The 21,793-nt window shown below is 76.6% G+C and carries 18 protein-coding genes; 11 read left to right on the forward strand and 7 right to left on the reverse strand.

Annotation, left to right across the window (positions count from 1 at the left end):
• Positions 1-16: 16 nt before the first annotated feature.
• Entirely contained in the window at positions 17-1,546 is a 1,530-nt protein-coding gene (locus tag ACFY60_RS14910) for an amino acid permease (protein ID WP_388615339.1), read from the reverse strand.
• A 130-nt stretch (positions 1,547-1,676) separates the two neighbouring features.
• Positions 1,677-2,651, reverse strand: coding sequence for a hypothetical protein (locus ACFY60_RS14915; protein WP_388615341.1), 975 nt, complete (start codon positions 2,649-2,651; stop codon positions 1,677-1,679).
• Positions 2,652-2,956: 305 nt separating this feature from the next.
• Here ACFY60_RS14915 and ACFY60_RS14920 point away from each other — a divergent pair, with 305 nt between their 5' ends.
• The 5 genes from ACFY60_RS14920 to ACFY60_RS14940 all read left to right on the forward strand — a co-directional run bounded on the left by ACFY60_RS14920 (position 2,957) and on the right by ACFY60_RS14940 (position 8,083).
• On the forward strand, positions 2,957-4,399 hold the full coding sequence (locus tag ACFY60_RS14920; RefSeq protein ID WP_388615676.1) for an FGGY family carbohydrate kinase: 1,443 nt from the start codon (positions 2,957-2,959) through the stop codon (positions 4,397-4,399).
• On the forward strand, positions 4,396-5,814 hold the full coding sequence (locus ACFY60_RS14925) for an FAD-dependent oxidoreductase (RefSeq protein WP_388615344.1): 1,419 nt from the start codon (positions 4,396-4,398) through the stop codon (positions 5,812-5,814). Before ACFY60_RS14920 ends, ACFY60_RS14925 begins: the two co-directional genes overlap by 4 nt.
• Entirely contained in the window at positions 5,811-7,031 is a 1,221-nt protein-coding gene (locus ACFY60_RS14930; protein WP_388615346.1) for an FAD-dependent oxidoreductase, read from the forward strand. Before ACFY60_RS14925 ends, ACFY60_RS14930 begins: the two co-directional genes overlap by 4 nt.
• A gap of 268 nt (positions 7,032-7,299) precedes the next feature.
• Complete coding sequence (locus ACFY60_RS14935; RefSeq protein WP_388615348.1) at positions 7,300-7,776, forward strand: NUDIX domain-containing protein; 477 nt, start codon at positions 7,300-7,302, stop codon at positions 7,774-7,776.
• A gap of 61 nt (positions 7,777-7,837) precedes the next feature.
• Positions 7,838-8,083, forward strand: a complete 246-nt coding sequence (locus ACFY60_RS14940) for a hypothetical protein (protein ID WP_309052307.1) — start codon at positions 7,838-7,840, stop codon at positions 8,081-8,083.
• A 52-nt stretch (positions 8,084-8,135) separates the two neighbouring features.
• On the opposite strand, the gene ACFY60_RS14945 is transcribed toward ACFY60_RS14940, so the two are convergent.
• Entirely contained in the window at positions 8,136-9,386 is a 1,251-nt protein-coding gene (locus ACFY60_RS14945) for a cytochrome P450 (RefSeq protein ID WP_388615350.1), read from the reverse strand.
• A 209-nt stretch (positions 9,387-9,595) separates the two neighbouring features.
• Entirely contained in the window at positions 9,596-11,545 is a 1,950-nt protein-coding gene (locus ACFY60_RS14950) for a potassium channel family protein (RefSeq protein WP_388615679.1), read from the reverse strand.
• 335 nt (positions 11,546-11,880) lie between these two features.
• Between ACFY60_RS14950 and ACFY60_RS14955 the strand changes: the two genes are divergently transcribed.
• A complete protein-coding gene (locus ACFY60_RS14955) occupies positions 11,881-13,200 on the forward strand; it encodes a D-alanyl-D-alanine carboxypeptidase family protein (RefSeq protein WP_388615352.1) in 1,320 nt (439 codons plus the stop codon).
• 104 nt (positions 13,201-13,304) lie between these two features.
• Here the strand turns inward: ACFY60_RS14955 and ACFY60_RS14960 are convergent, their stop codons facing one another.
• The gene (locus tag ACFY60_RS14960) at positions 13,305-13,547 is read right to left on the reverse strand and encodes a DUF5133 domain-containing protein (protein ID WP_388615354.1); all 243 of its coding nucleotides are present in this window, start codon (positions 13,545-13,547) and stop codon (positions 13,305-13,307) included.
• Positions 13,548-13,697: 150 nt separating this feature from the next.
• On the opposite strand from ACFY60_RS14960, the gene ACFY60_RS14965 reads away from it, so the two are divergent.
• Entirely contained in the window at positions 13,698-14,735 is a 1,038-nt protein-coding gene (locus tag ACFY60_RS14965) for an NAD-dependent epimerase/dehydratase family protein (protein WP_388615355.1), read from the forward strand.
• 42 nt (positions 14,736-14,777) lie between these two features.
• On the opposite strand, the gene ACFY60_RS14970 is transcribed toward ACFY60_RS14965, so the two are convergent.
• Entirely contained in the window at positions 14,778-15,560 is a 783-nt protein-coding gene (locus ACFY60_RS14970) for a glutathione S-transferase C-terminal domain-containing protein (RefSeq protein WP_388615357.1), read from the reverse strand.
• Positions 15,561-15,820: 260 nt separating this feature from the next.
• Here ACFY60_RS14970 and ACFY60_RS14975 point away from each other — a divergent pair, with 260 nt between their 5' ends.
• From ACFY60_RS14975 to ACFY60_RS14990, 4 genes are all read left to right on the forward strand, one after another.
• Complete coding sequence (locus ACFY60_RS14975; protein WP_388615360.1) at positions 15,821-16,276, forward strand: RrF2 family transcriptional regulator; 456 nt, start codon at positions 15,821-15,823, stop codon at positions 16,274-16,276.
• 149 nt (positions 16,277-16,425) lie between these two features.
• Entirely contained in the window at positions 16,426-17,820 is a 1,395-nt protein-coding gene (locus ACFY60_RS14980; protein ID WP_388615363.1) for an acyl-CoA dehydrogenase family protein, read from the forward strand.
• A gap of 235 nt (positions 17,821-18,055) precedes the next feature.
• On the forward strand, positions 18,056-18,928 hold the full coding sequence (locus ACFY60_RS14985; RefSeq protein ID WP_388615366.1) for a universal stress protein: 873 nt from the start codon (positions 18,056-18,058) through the stop codon (positions 18,926-18,928).
• A 158-nt stretch (positions 18,929-19,086) separates the two neighbouring features.
• Positions 19,087-20,016 carry a CAP domain-containing protein gene (locus ACFY60_RS14990; protein WP_388615369.1) on the forward strand — a complete coding sequence of 310 codons (930 nt, stop codon included), beginning with the start codon at positions 19,087-19,089 and terminating at the stop codon, positions 20,014-20,016.
• Positions 20,017-20,037: 21 nt separating this feature from the next.
• Here the strand turns inward: ACFY60_RS14990 and ACFY60_RS14995 are convergent, their stop codons facing one another.
• On the reverse strand, positions 20,038-21,756 hold the full coding sequence (locus ACFY60_RS14995; protein ID WP_388615372.1) for a sigma-70 family RNA polymerase sigma factor: 1,719 nt from the start codon (positions 21,754-21,756) through the stop codon (positions 20,038-20,040).
• Positions 21,757-21,793 lie beyond the last annotated feature (37 nt).

A 21,793-nucleotide genomic window follows, 5' to 3' on the forward strand; every position in this document is an offset into this window, starting at 1 on the left:
GGCACGGGGCCGCCGGTCAGACGATGCTCTCCGCGATCTCCGACTCCTCGCGGGCGCTGCCGTAGGTGGTCGGCGTGCCGTACGAACGGCGGGCGACGTACCACCAGACGCTGGCGAGGAGCAGGACGGCGGCGAGCGCGATGACGGCGTAGTTCATGGAGTCGACGGTCACCGGGGACTTCTGCGGCAGGCAGAACAGGACGGTGACGAGTCCGACCCAGACGACGGCGGTCCAGCCGATCGGCCTGCTCCAGCGGCCCAGGCTCCAGGGGCCGGGGACGAAGCGGTCACCGGCGCGCAGCCGCAGGTAGATCGGGATGGCGTAGGCGGGGGTGATGCCGATGACGTTGATCGCGGTGACCGCGCCGTAGGCGGTGGCCGAGTACAGCGAGGGCAGGGCGAGGACCGCCGCGACGGCGACGGCGAGCCAGACCGCCGGGACCGGGGTCTGGGTGCGGGTGCTGACCTTGCGCCAGAGAGCGGAGCCGGGCAGCGCGTTGTCGCGGCTGAAGGCGAAGACCATGCGGCTGGCGGCGGCGACCTCCGCGTTGCCGCAGAACAGCTGGGCGACGATCACGACGAGGAGCAGGGCGGTGGCGCCGCCGGAGCCGAGCGCGTCCAGGAGGATCTGGGCGGGCGGGACCCCGGTGGCGCTGTTCTGGGTGGCCGCGTAGTCCTGGATCGCGAAGGTCAGCCCGGCGAGCAGGGCGAATCCGGCGATCCAGGAGACCCAGATGGCGCGGACGATGCCCTTGGCGGCGGTGACGGAGGCGTTGGAGGTCTCCTCGGAGAGGTGGGCGGAGGCGTCGTAACCGGAGAAGGTGTACTGGGCGAGGAGCAGACCGATCGCGGCGACGTAGAGCGGGTTGGCCCAGCCGGTGTCGTTGACGAACTCGGTGAAGACGAACTCGGCGGACTGGTGCCGGTCGGGGACGATCGCGAGGGCGCCGACGATCACGGCGACACCGGCGAGGTGCCACCAGACGCTGATGGAGTTGAGGACGCTGACGAGCCGGACGCCGAAGAGGTTGAGGACGGCGTGGAGCAGCAGGATGACCAGGAAGGTGAGGAAGGTGGAGCCGGGGGTGGGTTCGAAGCCCCACTGGAGGTTGAGGAAGGCTCCGGTGAAGAGGGCCGCGCCGTAGTCGATGCCGGCGATGGCACCGAGCAGACCGAGCAGGTTGAGCCAGCCGGTGTACCAGCCCCAGCGGCGTCCGCCGAGGCGGTCCGCCATGTAGTAGAGCGCGCCGGAGGTGGGGTAGGCGCTGGTGACCTCGGCGAGGGCGAGGCCGACGCAGAGGACGAAGAGGCCGACCCCGGCCCAGCCCCACAGCATGACGGCGGGACCGCCCGTGCCGAGGCCGAAGCCGTACAGCGTCATGCAGCCGGAGAGGATGGAGATGACGGAGAAGCTGATGGCGAAGTTGCCGAAGCCGCCCATCCGCCGGGCGAGGACGGGCTGGTAGCCCAGTTCGCGGAGCCGGGCCTCCTCGTCCGGGGCGGGTGCCGGTGTGCGTATCGCGTCGTGGGGAGCGGTGCGGGACATGGGGCGTGTTCCTCCGGGGACGGGGACGGGGGCGGAACGGGGACGGGACAGGGGCGCGGGAGGGACGGCGGGGGTCCCGGGGGCGGCACGCGCGCGGGGTGTACGCGTACGGGCCGGGCCCCGGCGCCGGTCACCCGCCGAGGCAGCGGGCGCGGGCGCGCAGGAAGACCTCTTCGGCCAGGGCCCGGTCGTCGGGGCGCGCGGTCCGGTAGGCCCAGGGCAGCGTCGTGTAGTAGGGGCCGAGGGCCCGGAAGACGCGGGCCGCGTCGGAGAAGAGCAGGGCGCCGAAGAGGGCGTGCGCGAGGTGGTTGAGGTCGAGCTGGGAGGCCTCCTCGGTGGCGCAGAAGAGGAACCAGCCGTCGAGGGCGCCGCGGGCGTCGCGCACGGCGTCCTCGGTGACCCAGTGGAGGTCGAGGGCGCGCTCGTGTCCGCGCTCCCGGCGGTAGCGCTCGACGCGCACGTAGAGCGGCAGGGCGTGCAGCGGGGAGCCGACGGGGGCCTGGGCCTCCGCCCAGCGGGCGTAGTTGACCGCCTCCGACAGCGGGCCGCCGCTGCCCGCGTACACGAACTGGAGCATCCGGTGGTGCGCCTCGCGGTTGTGCGGGTCGCGTTTCTCCGCCTCGGCGAGGAGTCCCCAGGGGCCCGGGGGGAGCATGGGGCCGGGCGGTGCGAGCCGGTGTTCGGGCAGGTCACGGCGGATGTCGAGGGCGGCAAGGGCGAGCAGGCCGATCCACGGCACGGGGTCCGCGGGGACGTGGTCGGCGGTCTCCCGGCAGGCGGCGCGGGCCTCGTGCCAGAGGTCGCGGGCGCGGGCGTGGCGGGAACGATGGGCCCGGACGGCGCGTTCGACGGCGACGCGGCAGCCCATGACGGCGGCGGCGAGGTTCGCGGGTTCCTCGGTGCGCCAGGCGTGGACGACGTCGGTGCCGGCGGCGACGGTGGCGAGGACCTGGGTGCGGCGGGTCCAGGCGTCCCATCCCGAGGTCTCGTCGAGAAGGCGGGCCATCGCCACCCAGCGGCCGGTGCGCACCTCCTGGACGGCGTGGCGCAGGGCGTGGTCGTGGCCCGCGGGGTGGTAGACGGGCCGGAATCCGTGACCGGCCATCAGGGGGTGGAGCGGGGTGTGGATGACATGGTTCCTCGGTGCGGTGGAGGGGGTGGTCAGTCCCCCGGCGGCAGTCCCGGCCGTCGGTCGGCGATCACTATAGGGGGCACTGGACGTGACCGGTCCACTTTCCTGCGTGACCGTAACTTATCGGCCAGCGACCGGATTTGACTTGATGTCAGCGGACGTGCGGACGACCTGACAGGCTCCCCGGACGGCTCTTGACGTCCGGGGCGGGCGGCGGCACCCTGGCCCTTTTCGGTGACCGCATGATCACCGAGCGGACGGAACGAGGGAGCAGCGGCATGACGGGCGGCCCGGTACTCGCCGTCGACCAGGGCACCTCGGGCACCAAGGCGCTCGTCCTCTGCCCGGAGCGGGGGGTCATCGGTACGGGCACGGCGCCCGTACGGCCCCGCTACCTGGCGGGTGGACGGGTCGAGGTCGACCCGCGTGAGCTGTACGACTCGGTCGTCACCGCCGGCCGGGCGGCGCTCGCCGAGGCCGGCACCCCGGTCGAGGCCGTGGGCCTCGCCAACCAGGGCGAGACGGTCCTCGCCTGGGACCCGGCGACCGGCGAGCCGCTCACCGACGCCCTGGTCTGGCAGGACCGCAGGGCGGCCGGACTCTGCGAGGAACTGGCCTTCCACGCCGCGGAGTTGGCGCATGTGACCGGTCTTCCGGTCGACCCCTACTTCGCCGCGCCGAAGATGGCCTGGATCCGCCGCCACGCCACCACGGCCGGGGTCGTCACCACCAGCGACGCCTGGCTCGTCCACCGCCTCACCGGCGCCTTCGTCACCGACGCGGCGACCGCGGGCCGCACCGGGCTCCTCGACCTCGACACGGTCGCCTGGTCGGACCGGGCACTCGGGCTCTGGGGGCTCGACGGGGAGCGGCTCCCCCGCGTGGTCGGCTGCGACACCCCGGTCGGCACCACCACCGCCTTCGGCCCGCCGCTGCGGCTGACCGGACTGCTCGTCGACCAGCAGGCGGCCCTGCTCGCCCAGAGCGCCACCGACCCGGCCGCCGCCAAGTGCACCTACGGCACGGGAGCGTTCCTCCTCGCGCAGACCGGACCGGAGCCCAGGCGGAGCACGTCAGGACTGGTCGGCTGCGTCGCCTGGCGGCTCGGCGACGACGTGACGCACTGCCTGGACGGACAGGTGTACACCGTGGCCTCCGCCGTGCGCTGGCTCACCGACCTCGGGGTCCTCGCCGGGGCGGAGGAGATCGACCTTGTCGGCGGGGGCGTGCCGGACTCCGGCGGCGTCACCTTCGTGCCCGCGCTCGCCGGCCTCGCCGCCCCCTGGTGGCGGGGCGACGCACGCGGGTCGCTCACCGGGCTCGGGCTCGACACCACGCCCGGCCACCTCGTCCGCGCCCTGTGCGAGGGCATCGCCGCCCAGGTCGTGCTCCTCGCCTCGGCCGTGGCCGGGGAGCGGGGGGCGCCGCTGACCTCCCTGCGGGCCGACGGGGGCCTGACCCGCTCCGCGCTGCTCATGCAGACCCAGGCCGACCTGCTCCAACGGCCCGTGGAGGTCGCCTCCGCGACCGACGCCACCGCGCTCGGCGTGGGCGCGGTCGCCCGAATCGGCGCCCGGCCCGGGCTCACCGTCCACGAGGCCGTACCGGAGTGGCGGCCCGCCGCCGTGTACGAGCCGGAGATCGGGCCCGACGAGGCCGCCGAGCGGCTCGGCCGGTTCCGCACCGCCGTCACCGCCGTCCTCGCGCAGGGCCCGTCGTGAGCGTCACGCGCACCGGCCCACTGCCCGCCGGCCCGGCCGCGGAGTACGACGTCGTGGTGGTCGGCGCCGGAGTCGTCGGCTGCGCCGTCGCCCGGGCCCTCGCCCGCCACCCGCTGCGCGTGGCGCTCGTCGAGGCCGCCGACGACGTCGGCGAGGGCACCTCCAAGGCCAACACCGCCATCCTCCACACCGGTTTCGACGCCGCGCCCGGCACACTCGAAGCCCGGCTCGTGCGCGAGGGGCACCGGATGCTGACCGCGTACGCGCGCGAGTCCGGCATCCCCGTCGAGCCTCTCGGCGCCCTGCTCGTCGCCTGGGACGACGACCAGCGGGCGGCGCTGCCGGGACTCGCCGAGAAAGCCGCCCGCAACGGCCACCACCGCACCCGCGTCATCGGCGGGGACGAGCTGCGACGGCGCGAACCGCACCTGGGACCCGGGGCCCTCGCCGCCCTCGACGTACCGGGCGAGTCGGTGATCTGCCCCTGGACGACCACCCTCGCCTACGCCACCCAGGCCGTCCGCTCCGGTGTGGACCTGCACCTGAACTGCCGGGTGGACGGGGTCGTCCCCGGGGAGCCGTGGCACCGGCTCGTCACCCCGCGCGGGGCCCTGCGCGCCCGGTACCTGGTGAACGCCTGCGGCCTGCACGCCGACGCCTTCGACGCCCTGCTCGGACACCACGACTTCACGGTCACCCCGCGGCGCGGCCAGCTCCTCGTCTTCGACTCCCTCGCCCGTGACCTCGTCCGGCACATCCTGCTGCCCGTGCCCGGCCGCCTCGGCAAGGGCGTGCTGATCACGCCGACCGTCTTCGGGAACGTCCTGCTCGGCCCCACCGCCGAGGACCTGGGCGACAAGGCGGCCACCGGCACGACCGCCGAGGGCCTCGCGGGCTTGCGCGCCCAGGGCGCCCGCGTCCTGCCCGCGCTCCTGGACGAGGAGGTCACGGCCGTGTACGCGGGACTGCGTGCGGCCACCGGCCAGGAGGACTACCGGTGCGCGGCCCACCCCCGGCAGTGGTACGTGACGGCCGGCGGCATCCGCTCCACCGGACTCTCCTCCTCCCTCGCCCTCGCCGAGCACGTGCTCGGGCTCCTCGCCGACTGCGGACTCGACCCGGGACCCGAACGGGCCCTCGCACCGGTGCGGATGCCGAACCTGGGCGCGGCCTTCCCCCGCCCGTACCGGGACGCCGGTCTCGTCGCCCGCGACCCGGAGTACGGCACGATCGTCTGCCACTGCGAGCGGGTCACCCGGGGCGAGATCCGGGACGCGTTCGCCTCGGCGATCCCGCCGGCCGGGCTCGACGGGCTGCGCCGCCGCACACGCGCGCGTGCGGGCCGCTGCCAGGGGAACCACTGCGGGGCGGAACTGCGCGTCCTCCTCGCGCGGTACGGGACGGGGGCGCCGTGAACCGGCAGGTCGACGTACTCGTGGTGGGCGCCGGTCCGGCGGGACTCGCCGCCGCAGCGCGGCTGGCCGCCGCCGGCGCCGGGCGGGTGGAGGTCCTGGAGCGCGAGAGCACCGCGGGCGGTGCACCGCGCCACTGCGCGCACCCCGGTTTCGGCTCCGCCGCGCGGGGCCGGCCGCTGGACGGGCCCGCGTACGCGCGCGGCGCCGTGCGGGCCGCCCTGCGGGCCGGGGCCACGATCAGGACCCGGGCCTCCGTCACCGGCTGGGCCGGCGCCGGGCCCGCCACGGGGACGCTCGCGGTGGAAGTCACCGCGCCGGGGGGACCGGAGGTGGTGGGGGCCCGGGCCGTGATCCTCGCGACCGGGGCACGGGAACGGCCCCGCAGCGCCCGCCTCGTGCCGGGCACGCGCCCGGCCGGGGTCATGACCACCGGCGAACTCCAGCGGACGGCGGCGCTGCCCGCACGGCTCCGGGACCTCGCCGGGCGGCGCGCGGTGGTCGTCGGCGGCGACCCGGTGACGCGGCACGCGGTGCTGGCCCTGCGCGCCGCCGGGGCGGAGGTGGCGGCGGTCGTCACCGAGGGGCCGCGGGCCCTCGGGACCGGTGGCGTGCCGGTTCTTGCGGAGACCGTCGTCACGGAACTCCTCGGCCGGGGACGGCTCACCGGGGTCGCCGTGCGGGCGCGGGACGGGCGGGCCGGGATTCTGCGGTGCGACACCGTCGTGTTCACCGGTGACTGGATCCCGGAGCACGAACTCGCCCGGCGGGGCGGGGTGCCGCTCGCGCCCGGCAGCCGGGGACCCCTGGTGGACGGCCGGTTCCGCACGGCGGTGCCGGGCGTCTTCGCGGCCGGCGATCTGCTGCGCGGCGTCGAGCCGGCGCGGGTGGCCGCGGCGGAGGGGCGGAGCGTCGCCGCGGCCGTGCTCGACCGGCTCGCGGGTGCCCGCACCGGGCCGGACGAGGTGCCGGTGGAGGCCGCCGGGGCGCTGCGGTGGGTGGTGCCGGGCCTGCTCGGCGCGGAGCCCGTGCCGCTGCTGGTCCGGGTGGGGCGTCCGCTGGACCGGCCCGTCCTGAGCGTCTCTCAGGCGGGCGTACCGCTGCGCCGGGAGCGGCTCCCGGCCCGTCTCGTACCGTGGCGTTCGGTGCGCCTCGGCCCGCACTGGACCGGTGGGGCCGACCCGGAGGGCGGTCCGGTGGTGGTCTCCGCCGGGGAGTGAGGCGGGCCGGCCGCCCTAGGCCGTGTCTTTTGGATCTTGCCGGGCTCGCGGCGCCTGGCACCGCGCCCCTCCCCCGTGGCCCTTCGGGCACGGGAGGTGCCCCCAGCGTTGTCGTCGGTCGCCGATGCTCCGCATGGACTCCCTCCTCCGCCTTGCGATGCACGGCGCCAGACGCCGCTCCCTGATCCGGCCTGATCCAAAAGACACGGCCTAGCGGCGCGGGCGCGTCCCCGCGCCGGGGCGCGGGAGCCTCGGCCAGACTGACGGCATGCCGGACAAACGCAGTGCTGGTCTGCTGGTCTACCGCCGTACGCCCGACGGCGGTGTCGAGGTGCTCATCGGACACATGGGCGGGCCGTTCTGGGCGGCGCGGGAGGAGGCCGCCTGGTCGGTGCCGAAGGGCGAGTACGGGCCGGAGGAGGCGCCGGAGACGGCGGCGCGACGGGAGTTCGAGGAGGAGCTGGGGCTGCCCGCGCCGGACGGACCGTGGATCGCGCTCGGGGAGGTCCGGCAGCGCAACGGGAAGACGGTCACCGTGTGGGCGGTGGAGGGGGACCTCGATCCGGAGCGGGTCGTCCCCGGCACGTTCTCGATGGAGTGGCCGCCGCGGTCCGGGGCGACGCGGGAGTTCCCCGAGGTCGACCGGGTCGGCTGGTTCGGCCCGCGGGCGGCGGCTCCGCTCCTCGTCGCGGGTCAGCGGGTGTTCCTGGAGCGGCTGGTGACACACCTCCAGGGCGGTGGCTGAGGGCGATTGTCAGACCCGTACGAGAGGGTGGGAGCGGCAATCCGTCGAGAGGGAGCCCGACATGACCACGACCACCGCCACCGAGCGCGCCGCGGCCCAGGCGTACCTGCGGCTGCTCGAATCCACGCAGGCCGTGCTGACCGACCCGTCGCTCGCGCCGTACGCGGCGGCGATGCTGGCCAACCCGATGGCCGAGGCCGACGAGGCGCTGCGTGCGGCGGGCCTCGCGGGGAACGAGGACCGGCTGCTGCGGCTCGTCTCCTCGCTGCGGGCCGCGCCCGTCACCGAGTGGGGGCGGCCCGGCTGACCGAGGCCGGGCAGGGGTGGGCGGGCCCGGTCGCCGTGCGGCCCGGTGGTCCTCAGGCGCCCGGGCGGACGGGGAGTTCCCGGACGCTGTTGCCGACGAAACCGGCGTGCCGGGGCAGCCGGGCCTCGGGGACCGCGAGGTCGAGATCCGGGAAGCGGGTGAACAGCGCTTTCAGGGCGACGGTGGCCTCCAGCCGGGCGAGCGGGGCGCCGAGGCAGTAGTGGGCGCCGTGGCCGAGGGAGAGGTGTGCGCCCCGTCCGGCGCGGGTCAGGTCGAACCGGTGGGCGTCCGGGCCGTGGGCCCCGGGGTCCCGGCCCGCCGCCGCGTACCCGGCGAGGACCGGAGTGCCCCGGGGGACGAGCGTGCCGTCGAGCATGAGGTCCCGGGTGGGGTAGCGGAACGGGAAGAAGCTCACCGGGCTGTCCCAGCGCAGGGTTTCGTCCACCACGTCGGCCCAGCCGGCTCGCCCTTCCCTGACCAGAGCGAGCTGGTCCCGGTGGGCGCACAGCGCCCGGACGGCGTTGGTGACCAGGTTGAGGGTGGTCTCGTGGCCGGCGACGATCAGCAGGAGCAGGGTGCCGATCAGCTCCGGCCGGTCGAGCCGGTCGCCGTCCTCGTCCCGTGCGGCGAGCAGGGCGCTGGTGAGGTCGTCACCGGGCTCCCGCGCCCTGGCGTCGGCGATGTCGGCGAGGAGGCCCGTCAGGTCGCGGTTGGCGGCGACGGCACGGGCGGGCTCGGTGTCGGTGGCGACGACGAGACCGGAGAGCTCGTGCAGCCGTTCCTGGTGGGCGGGGTCGACACCGAGGAGTTCGCAGATGACGCCGAGGGGCAGCGGCAGGGCGTAGTGGCGGCGCAGGTCGGCGACGCCGCCGCCGGCCCGGGCGGCCTCGCCGAACCGGTCGAGGAGGTGTGCGGTCAGCGCCTCGATCCGGGGTCGCATGGCCTCGACCCGCCGCGGGGTGAACGCTCCGCTGACCAGGGTGCGCAGGCGTCGGTGGTCCGCACCGTCCGCGGTGGTCATGCCGGGCACGGTGGCGAAGGTCCGCAGCGGCCAGCCCTCGGGTATGCGGCCCTCGGTGAGCGCGGTGAAGTGGCGAGCCCCCTTGGCCACGTCGGGGTGGGTGAGGAAGGCGCGCAGGGCGTCGTGGCCGAGCACCGCCATGCCGTCGATCCCGCCGGGCAGGACGACCGGGGTGACGGCGCCCCCGGCGAGCAGCCGGGCGTTGTCCGCGTGGGGGCAGCCGCCCGCCGGGTCCAGGACGTACGGCGCCCGGTCGGCGGAGGTGCGGTGCGGTGCGTTCACGGCGGGGACTCCTGACGGGGTCGGTGTGCCCGGACGGACCGGACGGTCGGCGTACCGGGCCGGGGACGGACCACGAGGGCTCCGGATGGTCGGATGGTACGACCGGAAGGCCTGGGTCCGGGCGGAGTTCGGTGCATACGGGCCCGGCGTTCCCGCCGGGTGCGATGCCAGGGGCCCGGTGCCCCGCTGGATCGGTGGCGGAGCCGGTGTCACCTTCCCCGCGGCTCCCGGCCCTCGGAAGCGGGGGCCGGGGCCGGGCCGGGAGCGGGCCGGCCGCGGCCCAGGAGTTCGGCGAGGCCCCGGCGGGTGGCCGCGACGATCACCCGGTCGCCGGGGACGAGGACCCGCTCCCGGGCGAGGCGCCATGCCCGGTTCCGGTCCGGCGGCGCGTCGGCGGGGGTGCCGGCGGCGTGCTCCATGGCGATGACCCGCCAGGAACCGGGATGGAAGGCGTCGGCCACCTTGCGGTTCTCCAGGAGCGGGTGGGCCGCGACGTCCACGGCCGCGAAGAGGAGGACCCGCCGCTCGACGGGGAGCGCGCCCAGGATCCGGCGGCCCATCATGGCGCCGGCGAAGGCGGGGGCGGCCAGGTGGGAGACGCTGCGGCTGCGGGTGAGGGCCCCGGGGTGGGCGGTGCGCAGGGTGCGGTAGACGGCGGTCGCGAAGTCGTCGTCGTACAGGCGGAGCACGACCCGCAGGTCGGGGGCGAGGGCACGGGCGGAGAGCGCGGCCTCCAGGTTGGTGATGTCGACGCTGGTGAGGGCGAGGAGGGCGTGGGCGCGGGGGATGCGCGCGGCCTCCAGGACGCCTTCCTCGGTGACGTCGCCGATGACGGTGGGGACCCGGAGCCGGCGCGCGACGGCGATGCCGCGCGCCTCCGGGTCGGACTCGACGCACACGACGGGGATGCCGAGGCGCCGGAGCCGGGCGAGGACGCGGGTGCCGACCTTGCCGAGGCCGAGGAGGACGACATGGCCGGACAGACCGCGCGGCGGGCGGCGCAGCGCGGTCGCGGTACGGAAGGTGCCGAGGCCCTCGACGACGGCGGCGACGATCACGGGCAGCAGGAGCAGCCCCACGAAACCCGACAGGATCTGGAGGACCTGACGGCTGGTCGCCTCGCCGACGGCTGGCTCGCCGATGGCGAAGATGTCGAGCAGGGTCAGGTAGGCGGCGTGCAGCGGGTGGTCGCCGGTGGTCACGGTGAGGGCGAGCGCGAGGGCGAGGACGGCGCCGGCGGCGCCCGCCAGGGACCAGCGCAGGCGGCGGGAGAAGAGGGAGGCGACGGGCAGCGCCGCGCCCGCGAGCCGCCCGGGGCCCGCGGTGCTGCCCGCCGGGGTGACCGCTTCGAGGGTGACGGTGACACGGCCGGTGGACTCGGCGACGGTGCGGTCGTCGGGCAGGAGGCGGGGCCCCTCGTCGCCGCTGCGTTCGGAACCCTCCCACCCGGCCGGGTCGCGGGCCGTGGCGGAGAGCAGGGCGAGGGTGCACAGACCCCGGTCGGGGGCCGTGCCCTCGGTGGACGGTGTCCGCTCGACCGCGTGCAGGAGGAGGCCGCCCGCCTGCACCACCTTGCCGGTGCCGGCGACGGCCGCCGCGGCGAGGGCCGGGGCGGCCGTGTCGACGTCGGAGAGCACGGTGGTCGCGGCGTCGAGCTTCTCGGGGTCGAGACCCGGTTCGGCGACGGCGGCGGCCTGGTCGAGGAGGGTTTCGAGGTGCTGGCCGAGTTTGCGGTTGTAGAGCCGGATGACCAGCCGCAGGCGGGGATTGAGACGGCGGGCGACGAGCGCGGCCCGGATGTTCGTCTCGTCGTCCTCGTGCACGAGGGCGAGGGCTGCGGCACGCTCCGCGCCCGCGTCCGTCAGGGCCCGGTCGTCGGCCTCCGCGCTCTCGACGACCGTCAGGCTGCCCTCGGCGCCGAGTCCGCTGCCGTACTCCGGGCTCACGGGCCCGGCGGCGTCGGCTCCGGGGACGGTGGTGGTGCGGGTGACGGCGGCGGTGACCCGACCGAAGAGGGACAGCGCGCGGCCGGGGCGGGCGGCGGGCGCGCTGGGCGCGTCGGGCCGCGCCGGTACGAGGAGGGTGACGCGCTCCCCGTACACCTCGTGCAGTTCGCGCGCGAGGCGGTGGGCGAGGGCGTCGTCCCCGCAGACGATCATGTGCCCGCCGGGGGCGGCGCGGGACGTCCGGTCGGCGCGCTGGGCGGGCGCGGCCGCCGGGCGCGCGCTGGGGGCACGCGCCGGGTGCGGTACGGAGCGGGCGGCCGGGCCACCGGGGGCCGCGCCGGGGGCCGGGGCCGGAACGTCGTTGCCGTGGTACGGGGGTGAGGACACGTCACCAGAATGCCCCGGGGCACCGACAGCGGTCCGCGCGGGCCGGTGGGCGGCGGCTCCACCCGCTCGGGCCAGCGACGCGCCGCCCGGCGGAAGCACCCGCTACGCCGGTCGGCGCACTCCGATCTGCGGGGCCCGCGCCCGCTTCCTACGGTGACTGAATGATCGTCACGTCAGCTGTTCGTCATGCCGCCGCGGGGACCGCGGCGCTGCTGTTCGTGCTGCCCGGTCCGGCGGCCGCCGCTCCGGCCGCTCCGGCCGCCGCCCGTCCCCCGGTGGCCCTGCCCGCCGCGTTCGCGTCCCCCGTCCCGGCGGCGGCGCCCGCCGAGCCGACTCCGCCTGCCCGCGGGGCCGGCGTCGATCCGGCCCGGTTGCACCGGCAGGGCACGCAGGTGCAGCCGCTGCCCGGGGCGCCGGCGGTGCCGTGGGTCTCCGCCCTGGCGTGGGTGGTGGCCGACGCCTCGACCGGTGAGGTCCTGGGCGCCCGGGACGCGCACCGGCGGCTGCCGCCGGCCAGCACCCTCAAGGCGCTGTTCGCGCTGACCGCGCTGCCCCGCCACGATCCCGGGGCACGGCACACGGTGGCCGACTCCGAACTGACCGGCATCGGGGCGGGAAGCAGCCTGGTGGGGGTCAAGGAGGGGTACACGTACCGGGTGTCGGACCTCTGGAACGGGGTCTTCCTCAGCTCGGGGAACGACGCGGTGCGCGTGCTGGCGGCGATGAACGGCGGCTGGGAGGAGATGGCCCGCCAGATGCAGGAGAAGGCGCGGGCGCTCGGGGCGGTCGACACGCGGGTGGTGTCGCCGGACGGGTACGACGCGCCGGGCCAGGTCTCCTCCGCCTTCGACCTGGCCGTCTTCGGGCGGGCCGGCCTGCAGGACCCCCAGTTCACCCGGTACTGCTCCACCGCGTACGCCGACTTCCCCGCCGGCTCCTGGTCGTACGGCATCGCCAACACCAACCGGCTGCTCACGGGGGCCGACGGGGTGGCCCGCTACCCGGGTCTGATCGGCGTCAAGAACGGCTACACGAGCAACGCCGGCAACACGCTGATCGCGGCGGCGCGGCGGGGCGACCGGACGCTGGTCGTGTCGGTGATGAACCCCCGTTCGGGCGGGGGCCTCGCCGTGTACGAGGAGGCCAGATCGCTCCTGGACTGGGGCTTCGCGGCGGCGGGCCGGGTGCGGCCGGTCGGTTCGCTGCTTCCGCGCCGGGCGGAGTCGGCGGCGCCGGACGCCGGCACGCGCCCGGTGTCGGCCCCGCGGAACGGCGCGGCCGGCGAGCGGACCGACCCGCGCGAGGCGCCCCCGGGCACGCGGGGTGTCCCCGGCACGGCCGCCGCCGGGCGGACGGACGCGGGCCAGGACGCGCCGCCCCCGTCCGCCTCCGCGGCCTTCCCGCTCACGCTCCTGGGGACGGCGTGCGCGGCGGCCCTCACCCTCTGGGCCCTGCGGCGCCGCGCCGCACGGCGGGACTGAGGGACGGCCGTGCGTGCCGGCCGGCGCCGCCGCCGGGGCCACCGCGGGTGTGCGGGCGTGCCCGACGGCTCCGGGGAGTCCGGGGGCGGCGCGCCCGCCGCGGGTCAGGCGCCCGGGAGGCCCTCCAGGGGCTTCCAGGGGTCCGGCTCCTCATGGGCGACGTAGCGTTCGGCGGCGCGAACCGCCTCCGGGGCGGTGCGTTTGCCCATCAGGACGCAGAGCGTGTACGCGGTGTCCTCGAAGCGCCGGCGGACCGACAGGTCGCACGGCCTGGCCAGGACGGAGCGCTCCTGGGAGCGGTAGTGGTGCAGCAGCCGTTCGACCGTCTTCCTGTCGGGCAGCAGCATGGAGTCCTCCTGCGTTTCCCTGACCCCCTCGGTAGGCATTCGCTTCATAGTCGCGGCGGAACGTCACCTTCGCGACCCGCGCGGCCACGGCGTGTGACGGACCGGCCTGCCGGCGTGCGCGCGGGCCGCGGATGACGGAGGGTCGGAGACATGAATTCGAGTTCACTCGCGCGCGTGGTGGTCACCGGAGCCACCGGGAATGTCGGTACGAGTCTGGTGCGGGCCCTGTCCCGGGAGCCGCGGGTCGGCTCCGTGCTGGGCGTGGCCCGGCGCAGACCCGATCTGGAACTCCCGGGGGTGGAGTGGGCCGAGGCGGACGTCTCCCGCGAGGGCGACGAGCCGCGGCTCGCCCGCCTGGTGGCGGACGCGGACGCGGTGGTGCACCTGGCGTGGCGTTTCAACCCGACGCACGCCCCGGTGGTGACGTGGCGGGCGAACGTCCTCGGCTCGATGCGCGTCTTCGAGGCGGTGGCGGCGGCCGGGGTGCCGGTTCTCGTGCACGCCTCGTCGGTCGGCGCCTACTCCCCCGGGCCGCCGGGAGGCGCCCCGGTCTCCGAGGAGTGGCCGACGCACGGCTGGCCGGGGGCCGCGTACACCCGGGAGAAGTCCTACCTGGAGCGGGTCCTCGACACCTTCGAGCGGGACCATCCGCAGGTGCGGGTGGTCCGGATGCGTCCGGCGTTCCTGTTCAAGGAGGAAGCGGCCAGCGAGCAGCGCCGGATCTTCGCGGGCCGCTACTTCCCGGGCCGGCTGATGCGTCCGGAACTGCTGCCGCTGCTGCCCGAGTTCCCGGGGCTCCGGTTCCAGGTGATGCACACCGACGACGCCGCCGACGCCTACCGCAGGGCGCTCCTGCGCGATGTGCGGGGGCCGTTCAATCTGGCCGCGGACCCGGTGGTGGACGCGGGGCTCCTGGGCCGGGTGCTCGACGCGCGTCCGGTGAAGGTGCCGGCCGGGGCGGTACGGGGCGCGCTCTCGGCGGCCCATCACCTGCGGCTCGCTCCGGCCTCCCCGGGCCTGTTCGACGCGGTGCGGCACATTCCGGTCATGTCCACCGAGCGGGCCCGGCGGGAGCTGGAGTGGGAGCCGTCGGCGACGTCGGTGGAGGCCCTGGAGGCCTTTCTGCGCGGGGTCCGGGCGGGCGCCGGCGACAGCACGGCCCCGCTGGGCGGCCGCAGCATCGGCTGAGGCCGTGGCCGGAGGTGCCCGCTCCGGCGCCTCCGGCCGGGCTCACCGCCACCCGTGGGTGCGGCTCAGGTGCCGACCGAAGGCGGGTTCCGCGGTGAGCCGGCGGGCGTAGGCCCACAGGGCGGGGTGAGCGGTCACCCGTGCCCGCCCCTCGGGCGTGAGGCGTCCGAGGTGGACGGTGTCGAGCTGCACCAGGGTGCTCCACACGTACGCGTCGGCGAGGGTGGGCCGGTCGCCGAGGACGTACGGCCGGCCGGCGAGGCGGTGCTCCAGGAAGGCGAGTTCCGCGAGGAGGACGGCGAGCGGGTCGTCCCCGGAGACCCGCTCTCCGGTCCGCGCCGTACCGGCCCGGCGGGCGGCCCGGTCGATGTCGCGCGCGCACCGCTCCGCGATCGCGCCGATCTCGTCCCGGTGCCGCTCGGGCAGCAGGTCGGGGCCGTCGCCCCGGAAGCGGAGCGCCAGGTCGCCGAGGATGTCGGGGACATGGGTGCTGACGATCCGTCCGGTCCAGTGGTCGCTGAGGACGGGGGCGGCGGCCGGTCCGCCGTACAGGTGGGCGCTGGCCTCGTAGAGCGGGCGGAGGACGGTGTACCCGCCGTCGGGCGTGTCGGGGATCGGCGGCAGGACGGTCAGCGGCACCGTGCGGTCGAGCGCGAGCAGGCCGTGGGTGACGGCGAGGGCGAGACAGCCGGGGCCGGAGGGGGCGATGTGGAGGCGGTAGCGGCGTGGGACGGCGTAGTGGCCGCTGCGCATGTCACGGCCGATGCGCCCCCGGAAATGGGGCGCGGTGGAGGCGGGCAGGAGCGAGGACGGGACGACGGACATGCTTCTCCCTCGGAGTGCTCGGAGCTCGGAGCTCGGTTCTCGGGGCGCTCGTGCTCGCCGGTCGGGGGTGGTGACGGCGGGGCCGGGGGTGGCGGGTGCTCACCGGCCGACCTTTTCCTACTTGTTCGGTGGGGTTGTGGTCCCGAGTGTCCGGCCGCGTCCCGGTGCCGTCAAGGGCGCGCGTGGCGCACGCGGAGCGGCCGCCCGCGCCGCCCGCGCCGGGCGGGGCCGGGGGAGGTCCGGTGCGGGATAATGCGCGCATGCGCATTTCAGCCAGGGCCGACTACGCGGTCCGTGCGGCCCTCCAGCTCGCGGCGGCCCGGGACGCCGGCCCCCTGAAGGCCGAGGCCATCGCCGAGGGCCAGGGCATCTCCCACAAGTTCCTGGAGGGCATCCTGGGCGACATGCGCAAGGGCGGCCTCGTGCAGAGCCAGCGCGGCGGCAACGGCGGGTACTGGCTGGCCCGGCCCGCCGAGTCCATCTCGGTCGCGGAGGTCATCCGCTGCGTGGACGGCCCCCTGGTCTCCGTGCGCGGGGAGCGCCCCCCGGACCTCGCCTACACCGGCCCGGCCGAATCCCTCCTCCCCCTGTGGATCGCCCTGCGCGCGAGCGTGCGCGCGGTGCTCGGCGTCTCGCTCGCGGACGTGGCGGCGGCCGAACTGCCCGCCGAGATCACGGCGCTCACCCGGGACCCGGAGGCCTGGACCAACCCCTGACCACCGCCGCCCGCACGGCGGGAGGCTGACGGCGTCTCACATGACGGGATGCCCTTATCCGCGATATGGACGCCCCTTGGGGCTGCGGTTCCTCCTCTGTCACCATCCCCACTATTCCAATGGGAATACTAGGGATCATGTGAGGTGACGTGAGCACGCAGAGGAAGTCGACCACGAGACCCGCGATACGCGCCGCCTCCACCGCCTCCACGGCGGCCCCGCCGGACGCCTCCACCCCCTCCGAGGACGGGTGGTCCCCCGGCGGCGGTACGGGCGACGGCATCTGGTCGCGGGTCACCCGCGAACTCGCCGACGACCTGGCCGTGGACGCCCCCGCCGGGGACCGTGCGGGCAAGACCCCGTACGACGAGGTCGCCCGGCTCCAGGAAGCGGGGCTTCCGGGGCTGCTCACACCCCCGGGGGACGAGGGCCGCGGCAGCGACTGGCGGGCCGCCTGCGCGGTGATCCGCGAGATCTCCGCGGCCGACAGCTCGGTCGGCGAACTCCTCGCCCACCACTACCTCCTCTCCTGGGCGAGCCACTTCTTCGGCCAGGAGACGGGGACCGGTTCGCCCGCGCGGCGGCAACGGACCGCGCGGGTCTCCCTCGGCGCCCGCGCCGCACGGGAGCACTGGCTGCTCGCCGGGGCCGTCGAACCCCCGCCTCCGGGCGCCGGATCCGGGCCCGGTCTCACGCTCACCCCGTCGGACGACGGCTGGCTCCTCGACGGACGGCGCGCCTTCGCCTCCGGTGTCACGGTGGCCGACCGCCTCGTCGTCGCCGCCCGCCCCGGCGGCAGCGGCGACGCCCTGGTCGTCCTGGTCGACCCGGCCTGTCCCGGCGTGTTCACGGACGGCGGCCCCGACCGGGTGGGACAGCGGCTCGCCGGCGCGGGCACCGTCACCTTCGACCGTGTGCCCGTGGCCCCGGCCGACGTCCTCGGGGTCCTTCCCCAGGACGAGGACACCTCCGCCCCCTTCACCACGCTCGCCCCCCTGGCCCTGCGGCTCCTCCTGGTCCACGTCGGGCTCGGCATCACCGAGGGGGCGCTGGCCGAGGCCCGGGACGTCACCCGCGCGGGCCGGGCGGGTGACCGGACCGCCCCCGCCGGCGACCCCGCCGCCCGCCTTTCCGGAGCCGTACGGACGGTGTCGTCGGACGACCCGTACCTCCCGCTCGCCTACGGCGAGTTGGCGATCGAGGCCCACGCCGCGGCCTCGGTCGTGGAACGCGCGGACGACGCCCTCGCGTACGGGCTGCTGACCGGGCGCGGCCTCGGGGCCGAGCAGCGGTCGGCCATCGGCGTCCTGGTGGCGGCGGCCGAGACGGTGACCGGCCGGGCCGCCGTACGCGTCACCACCCGCGTCCTCGAACTGGTCGACGGCGCCGGCGGCCCCGCCGGCCACGACGGCGCCCCCGGCTTCGACCGCTTCTGGCGCAACGCGCGGGCGCTGACCGCGCGGACGCGCACGGCGCACCGGCTCCGTGACATCGGCGACCACTACCTGCACGGCACCGACACCCGCCTCACCCTTCCGGCCTAACCGGCCGTCCGCGCGCACCGGCGCCGCCGGGCGGCGGACGGCGAGGAGCGGAAGTACCCGGCGGTGGCGGGGTTTCCGGCGGCTTCGGAAGGAGGGCCGGCGCACCGCGCGGGGCGCGCCGGACCGCGGGCCGGGGGCCACCGTCCCTGTCGCCGTTCGGCCGAAAGGGCCCAAGCTGGAGGGAGGAGGGCCCGGCCACCGGGCGGGTCCGGCAGCGTCCTCAGGAGGACATCCGATGTCTCGTGAGATCGTCGCGGGCGTGGACGGCTCCCCCGAGAGCCTCGCCGCGGCCGACTGGGCCGCCCGCGAGGCCCTGCACCGGGGCCTCCCGCTGCGCCTCGTGCACGCGTGGCGCTGGGAACCGCTCGATCTCCCCCTGGTCCAGGACCCGGAGGAACAGGAGCGGGCGGCCGAGGACGTGCTGCGCGAGGCACGGACGGCGATCGCACGGCAGTACCCGGAGGTGCCGGTCACCGCCGAACTGCTGCGGGACACCCCGGTCGCCGCGCTGCTGGGCACCGGCGAGCGGGCCGAGATGCTGGTGGTCGGGTCGCGCGGACACGGCGCGGTGGCCGGATTCCTGCTGGGCTCCTACGGACAGCAGATCATCGCCGGATCGGCCCGGCCGGTGGTGGCCGTCCGGTCCCGTGACGGCGATCCGGCCGAACCCCCCACCGGGGAGGTCCTGGTGGGCCAGCTCGGCGGCCCCGAGGACAGCGCGGCCGTCCTGCGGTTCGCCTTCGAGACGGCGGCCGCGCGCGGTGCCGCGCTGCGGGCCGTCCGGGCGTGGAGCCTGCCGCCCCTCTTCGCGTACAGCCCGGCGTCGATGCAACTGGCCGACGAGGCGGGCGGACTCGTCCCGTACGAGGAGAAGGCGCTGCGCGACGCCCTCGCGCCCTGGCGCGAACGCTTCCCCGACGTACCCGTCGGCGAGCACGTCGAACTGGGCAGCGCCGGGCAGGTGCTGCTCTCCTCCTCGGGCGCCGCACAGCTCCTCGTGGTCGGGCGCCGGGCGCGGCGCGGGGCCGTCGGGCCGCGCATCGGCTCGGTGGCGCACGCGGCGCTGCATCTCGCGCCGTGCCCGGTGGCGGTCGTCCCGCCGGACTGAGGGCGGTCCGCAAGCGGCAGGTCCCGCCACCGGGTTGACCCCACGGGTTGACGAGGTGTGTCGGGAAGAGGGGGGACGGAAAGTGTTGTCGCCGTCGACCCGGTGGCTCTCCCCCAGTGCCGGATCGTCCGGCGACCCCGGAAAGAGAGCGGAGTTCCATGCGGTACCACGAACACCCCGGACACCCCGAAGCACATGACACCCAGGAGGGCGGGCCGGTCCCCGCGAGCGGCCGGCACCGCAGGGGCGGTGGAGGGCGGCGGCGCGCGTCCCGGCGGCCGGCGGGCCGCACCGCCGTCGCCCTGGCCGGCACCGCGGCCGCCGTGCTGACCGCCGCGACGGCGGTGTACGTGGCGGCACCGGCACCTGCCGCCGACCCGGCGCAGCCCCCGCTCGCCGCTCCGGCGCCGCCCTCGGACGCCACCACGGCGGCCGTCGTCCCCGTGTCCGCGCCCGCCGGCCCGTCGGTTCCGGTGTCCGCGCCGGCGTCCCCGTCCGCGCCCCGTTCCGCGGCGGTCTCCCGCCCGCCGGCCGCCGCGCCCACCAGCTCCTCCCCCGCCGCCACCGCGCCGCGTACCCCGACGGCCGTCGCTCCCGCGCCCGCCCGGTCGGAACCGGTCGCGTCCCCCTCCTCCGCCGGGCCGTCCGCAGGGCCGGCCGAGACCGGCGGGTCCGACGCCGCCGACCGGGCCGGGGGCGGTGCGGCCCAGTACGCCCAGCACGTGATCGCGCTGGTCAACGCCGAGCGGCAGAAGGCCGGATGCGGTCCGCTCCGCGCGGAGAAGCGCCTGCGGCTCGCCGCGCAGCGGCACGCCGACGACATGGCCGCCCGCGACTACTACGCCCACGACACCCCCGAGGGCCGGGACGCGGGCGACCGGATCAGCGCCACCGGGTACAGCTGGTCGGCGTGGGCGGAGAACATCCACCGGGGACCGAAGACACCGGCCCGCGCGATGGAGGACTGGATGGAGAGCCCCGGCCACCGCGAGAACATCCTCAACTGCTCCTTCGAGGAGATCGGGGTGGGGGTGTCCCTCGCCTCCAACGGTCCCTGGTGGGTGCAGAACTTCGGCAGCCGGCGCTGACGGGCCGCGCCGCCCCGTGGCTCACGGGGCGGCGAGCTTCTGCACCCAGATCGTGCCGCCGGGGCCGGGCGCGGATGCCACGCCCGTGTCCCGGTACCGGCAGTCGAGCATGTTCTCCTCGTGCGCGGCCCCGTCCGTCCAGCCCTCCACGACGCCGGCGGGGTCGTCCGTGCCGCGCGCCAGGTTCTCGGCCCAGGCGCTCCAGGCGTAGCCCTCCGCGGTGATGCGGCTGTCGGCGAAGGCGCCTTCCGGGCTGCTGTGCCCGTAGTAGCCGCGCGCGGCCATGTCACGGGCGTAGGCGCGGGCCGCGCGGACGAGCCGCGGATCGGTTCGCAGCGGGGCACAGCCGGCTGCGGCCCGCAACTGGTTGACCAGCGCGGTCACCCGCTCGCCGGCCGGGGGCGCGGGGGCGGGTGGCGCCGTCGTCCGGCGCGGGGCGGGGCGCGCGCTCGGCGGCGGCGGGGTCTTCGTGGTGGGGGCCGGGGCGGGGGTGCCGACCGGGGTACGGGGCGGGGTGGCGGACGGCGGGGGCGCGGCGGTGGGCCGGGCGGGCGCCGGACGCGCCGGTGGCCGCTCGGGCAGGAGCTGTGGGGCGAGCGCGCCGAGGACGGCGGCGAGCACGGCGGCCCCCGCGAGCCCGGCACGCCGGCCGGGCGTCCACCGCGTGGGCGCCGCGTGCCCGCCACCCGTGTGCTTCGGCACGCCGTCCCCGGCGGTTCCGTGCGGGACGGGCCCCGCGTCGGTGCGACCGGGCCCGGGCTCCACGGGCCGGGCGCCTCCGTCCGCCCCCGGCTGCATGGGCGCCGCGCCGCCCCCGCCCTCCGCCCGGACGGGTGCGGCGGACACCGGCCCGATGCCGCCGGCCTCCGCGCCGGCGGGCCAGGGGGCCGCCTCCCCGGCCGGCATGAGGTGGGCGGCGGTTTCGGCCGCCAGGACGCCGTCGGCCCCGGGGCCCGTGAGCGTCACCGCGAGGGGCGGGACGAGGCCGAGGCCGACGAGGAGGCCTTCGACCGGGGCGAGGGCGCCGCGGCCGGTCACCGCCCGCGTACAGGCGGAGCAGTCGCGCAGGTGGCGGGCCACGCGTTTGCGCCAGAGAGGCGAGGGGCGGCCGTCCCAGGTGGCGAGGGTGTCGCCCAGGCCGGGGCAGGGCGGGGTGGCGTCGAGGGCGCGGACGACGGCGCGGCCGGTCTCCAGGCGTTCCTTCATGCGCTGGATGCGGACGGCGGCGTGCTGCGGGGAGATGCCCCCGAGGTTTTCGGCGACCTCGGCGCGGGTCAGTTCACCGGCCGCCTCCAGCCACCACAGGCTGAGCAGGTCGCGGTCGTCCTCGTCCAGCCAGCGGGTGGCGCGGGCCACGTCCCGGCGCTGTCCGGAGAGGCCCAGCCGGAGGATGGTGAGGGTGGTGAAGTCACCGGCGGGGTCGGCGAGCTCCGCGGCCCGGTCGAGCCCGGTCAGCGGGGCGCTCTGCCGTTCGCGCCAGCGGCGCCGTACCCCGTTCATGGCGATGGCGACGAGCCAGGAACGGAACCGCGCCGGGTCGCGGAGGCCGGGCAGGCCGTCCAGGGCGCGGACCATCGTCTCCTGGACGATGTCGTCGGTGTCGGCGTGTCCGTCGAGGGCGCGGCCGACGATGTTGTGGACGAGCGGCAGGTAGGCGCGTACCAGCTCCTCCCTGGCGTACGGCTCGCCCGCGCGCGCCGCCTCCACCAGGGCGGTGGTGCGGTGCTCGTCTGTGTGCATGGGTCGTGCTCCCTTGTCCCCGGTTCGTGTCCCCCGT

It is taken from the genome of Streptomyces sp. NPDC012827 (assembly GCF_042900905.1).
In the GTDB taxonomy this organism is placed as follows: Bacteria; Actinomycetota; Actinomycetes; order Streptomycetales; family Streptomycetaceae; genus Streptomyces; species Streptomyces gulbargensis.

Coding starts and splice junctions, on each gene's coding strand:
- ACFY60_RS14970 (WP_388615357.1), bottom strand. CDS start 15,560: ATGTCCGTCGTCCCGTCCTCGCTCCTGCCCGCCTCCACCGCGCCCCAT.
- ACFY60_RS14935 (WP_388615348.1), top strand. CDS start 7,300: ATGCCGGACAAACGCAGTGCTGGTCTGCTGGTCTACCGCCGTACGCCC.
- ACFY60_RS14990 (WP_388615369.1), top strand. CDS start 19,087: ATGCGGTACCACGAACACCCCGGACACCCCGAAGCACATGACACCCAG.
- ACFY60_RS14920 (WP_388615676.1), top strand. CDS start 2,957: ATGACGGGCGGCCCGGTACTCGCCGTCGACCAGGGCACCTCGGGCACC.
- ACFY60_RS14985 (WP_388615366.1), top strand. CDS start 18,056: ATGTCTCGTGAGATCGTCGCGGGCGTGGACGGCTCCCCCGAGAGCCTC.
- ACFY60_RS14940 (WP_309052307.1), top strand. CDS start 7,838: ATGACCACGACCACCGCCACCGAGCGCGCCGCGGCCCAGGCGTACCTG.
- ACFY60_RS14995 (WP_388615372.1), bottom strand. CDS start 21,756: ATGCACACAGACGAGCACCGCACCACCGCCCTGGTGGAGGCGGCGCGC.
- ACFY60_RS14975 (WP_388615360.1), top strand. CDS start 15,821: ATGCGCATTTCAGCCAGGGCCGACTACGCGGTCCGTGCGGCCCTCCAG.
- ACFY60_RS14915 (WP_388615341.1), bottom strand. CDS start 2,651: ATGGCCGGTCACGGATTCCGGCCCGTCTACCACCCCGCGGGCCACGAC.
- ACFY60_RS14910 (WP_388615339.1), bottom strand. CDS start 1,546: ATGTCCCGCACCGCTCCCCACGACGCGATACGCACACCGGCACCCGCC.
- ACFY60_RS14960 (WP_388615354.1), bottom strand. CDS start 13,547: ATGCTGCTGCCCGACAGGAAGACGGTCGAACGGCTGCTGCACCACTAC.
- ACFY60_RS14955 (WP_388615352.1), top strand. CDS start 11,881: ATGATCGTCACGTCAGCTGTTCGTCATGCCGCCGCGGGGACCGCGGCG.
- ACFY60_RS14950 (WP_388615679.1), bottom strand. CDS start 11,545: ATGATCGTCTGCGGGGACGACGCCCTCGCCCACCGCCTCGCGCGCGAA.
- ACFY60_RS14965 (WP_388615355.1), top strand. CDS start 13,698: ATGAATTCGAGTTCACTCGCGCGCGTGGTGGTCACCGGAGCCACCGGG.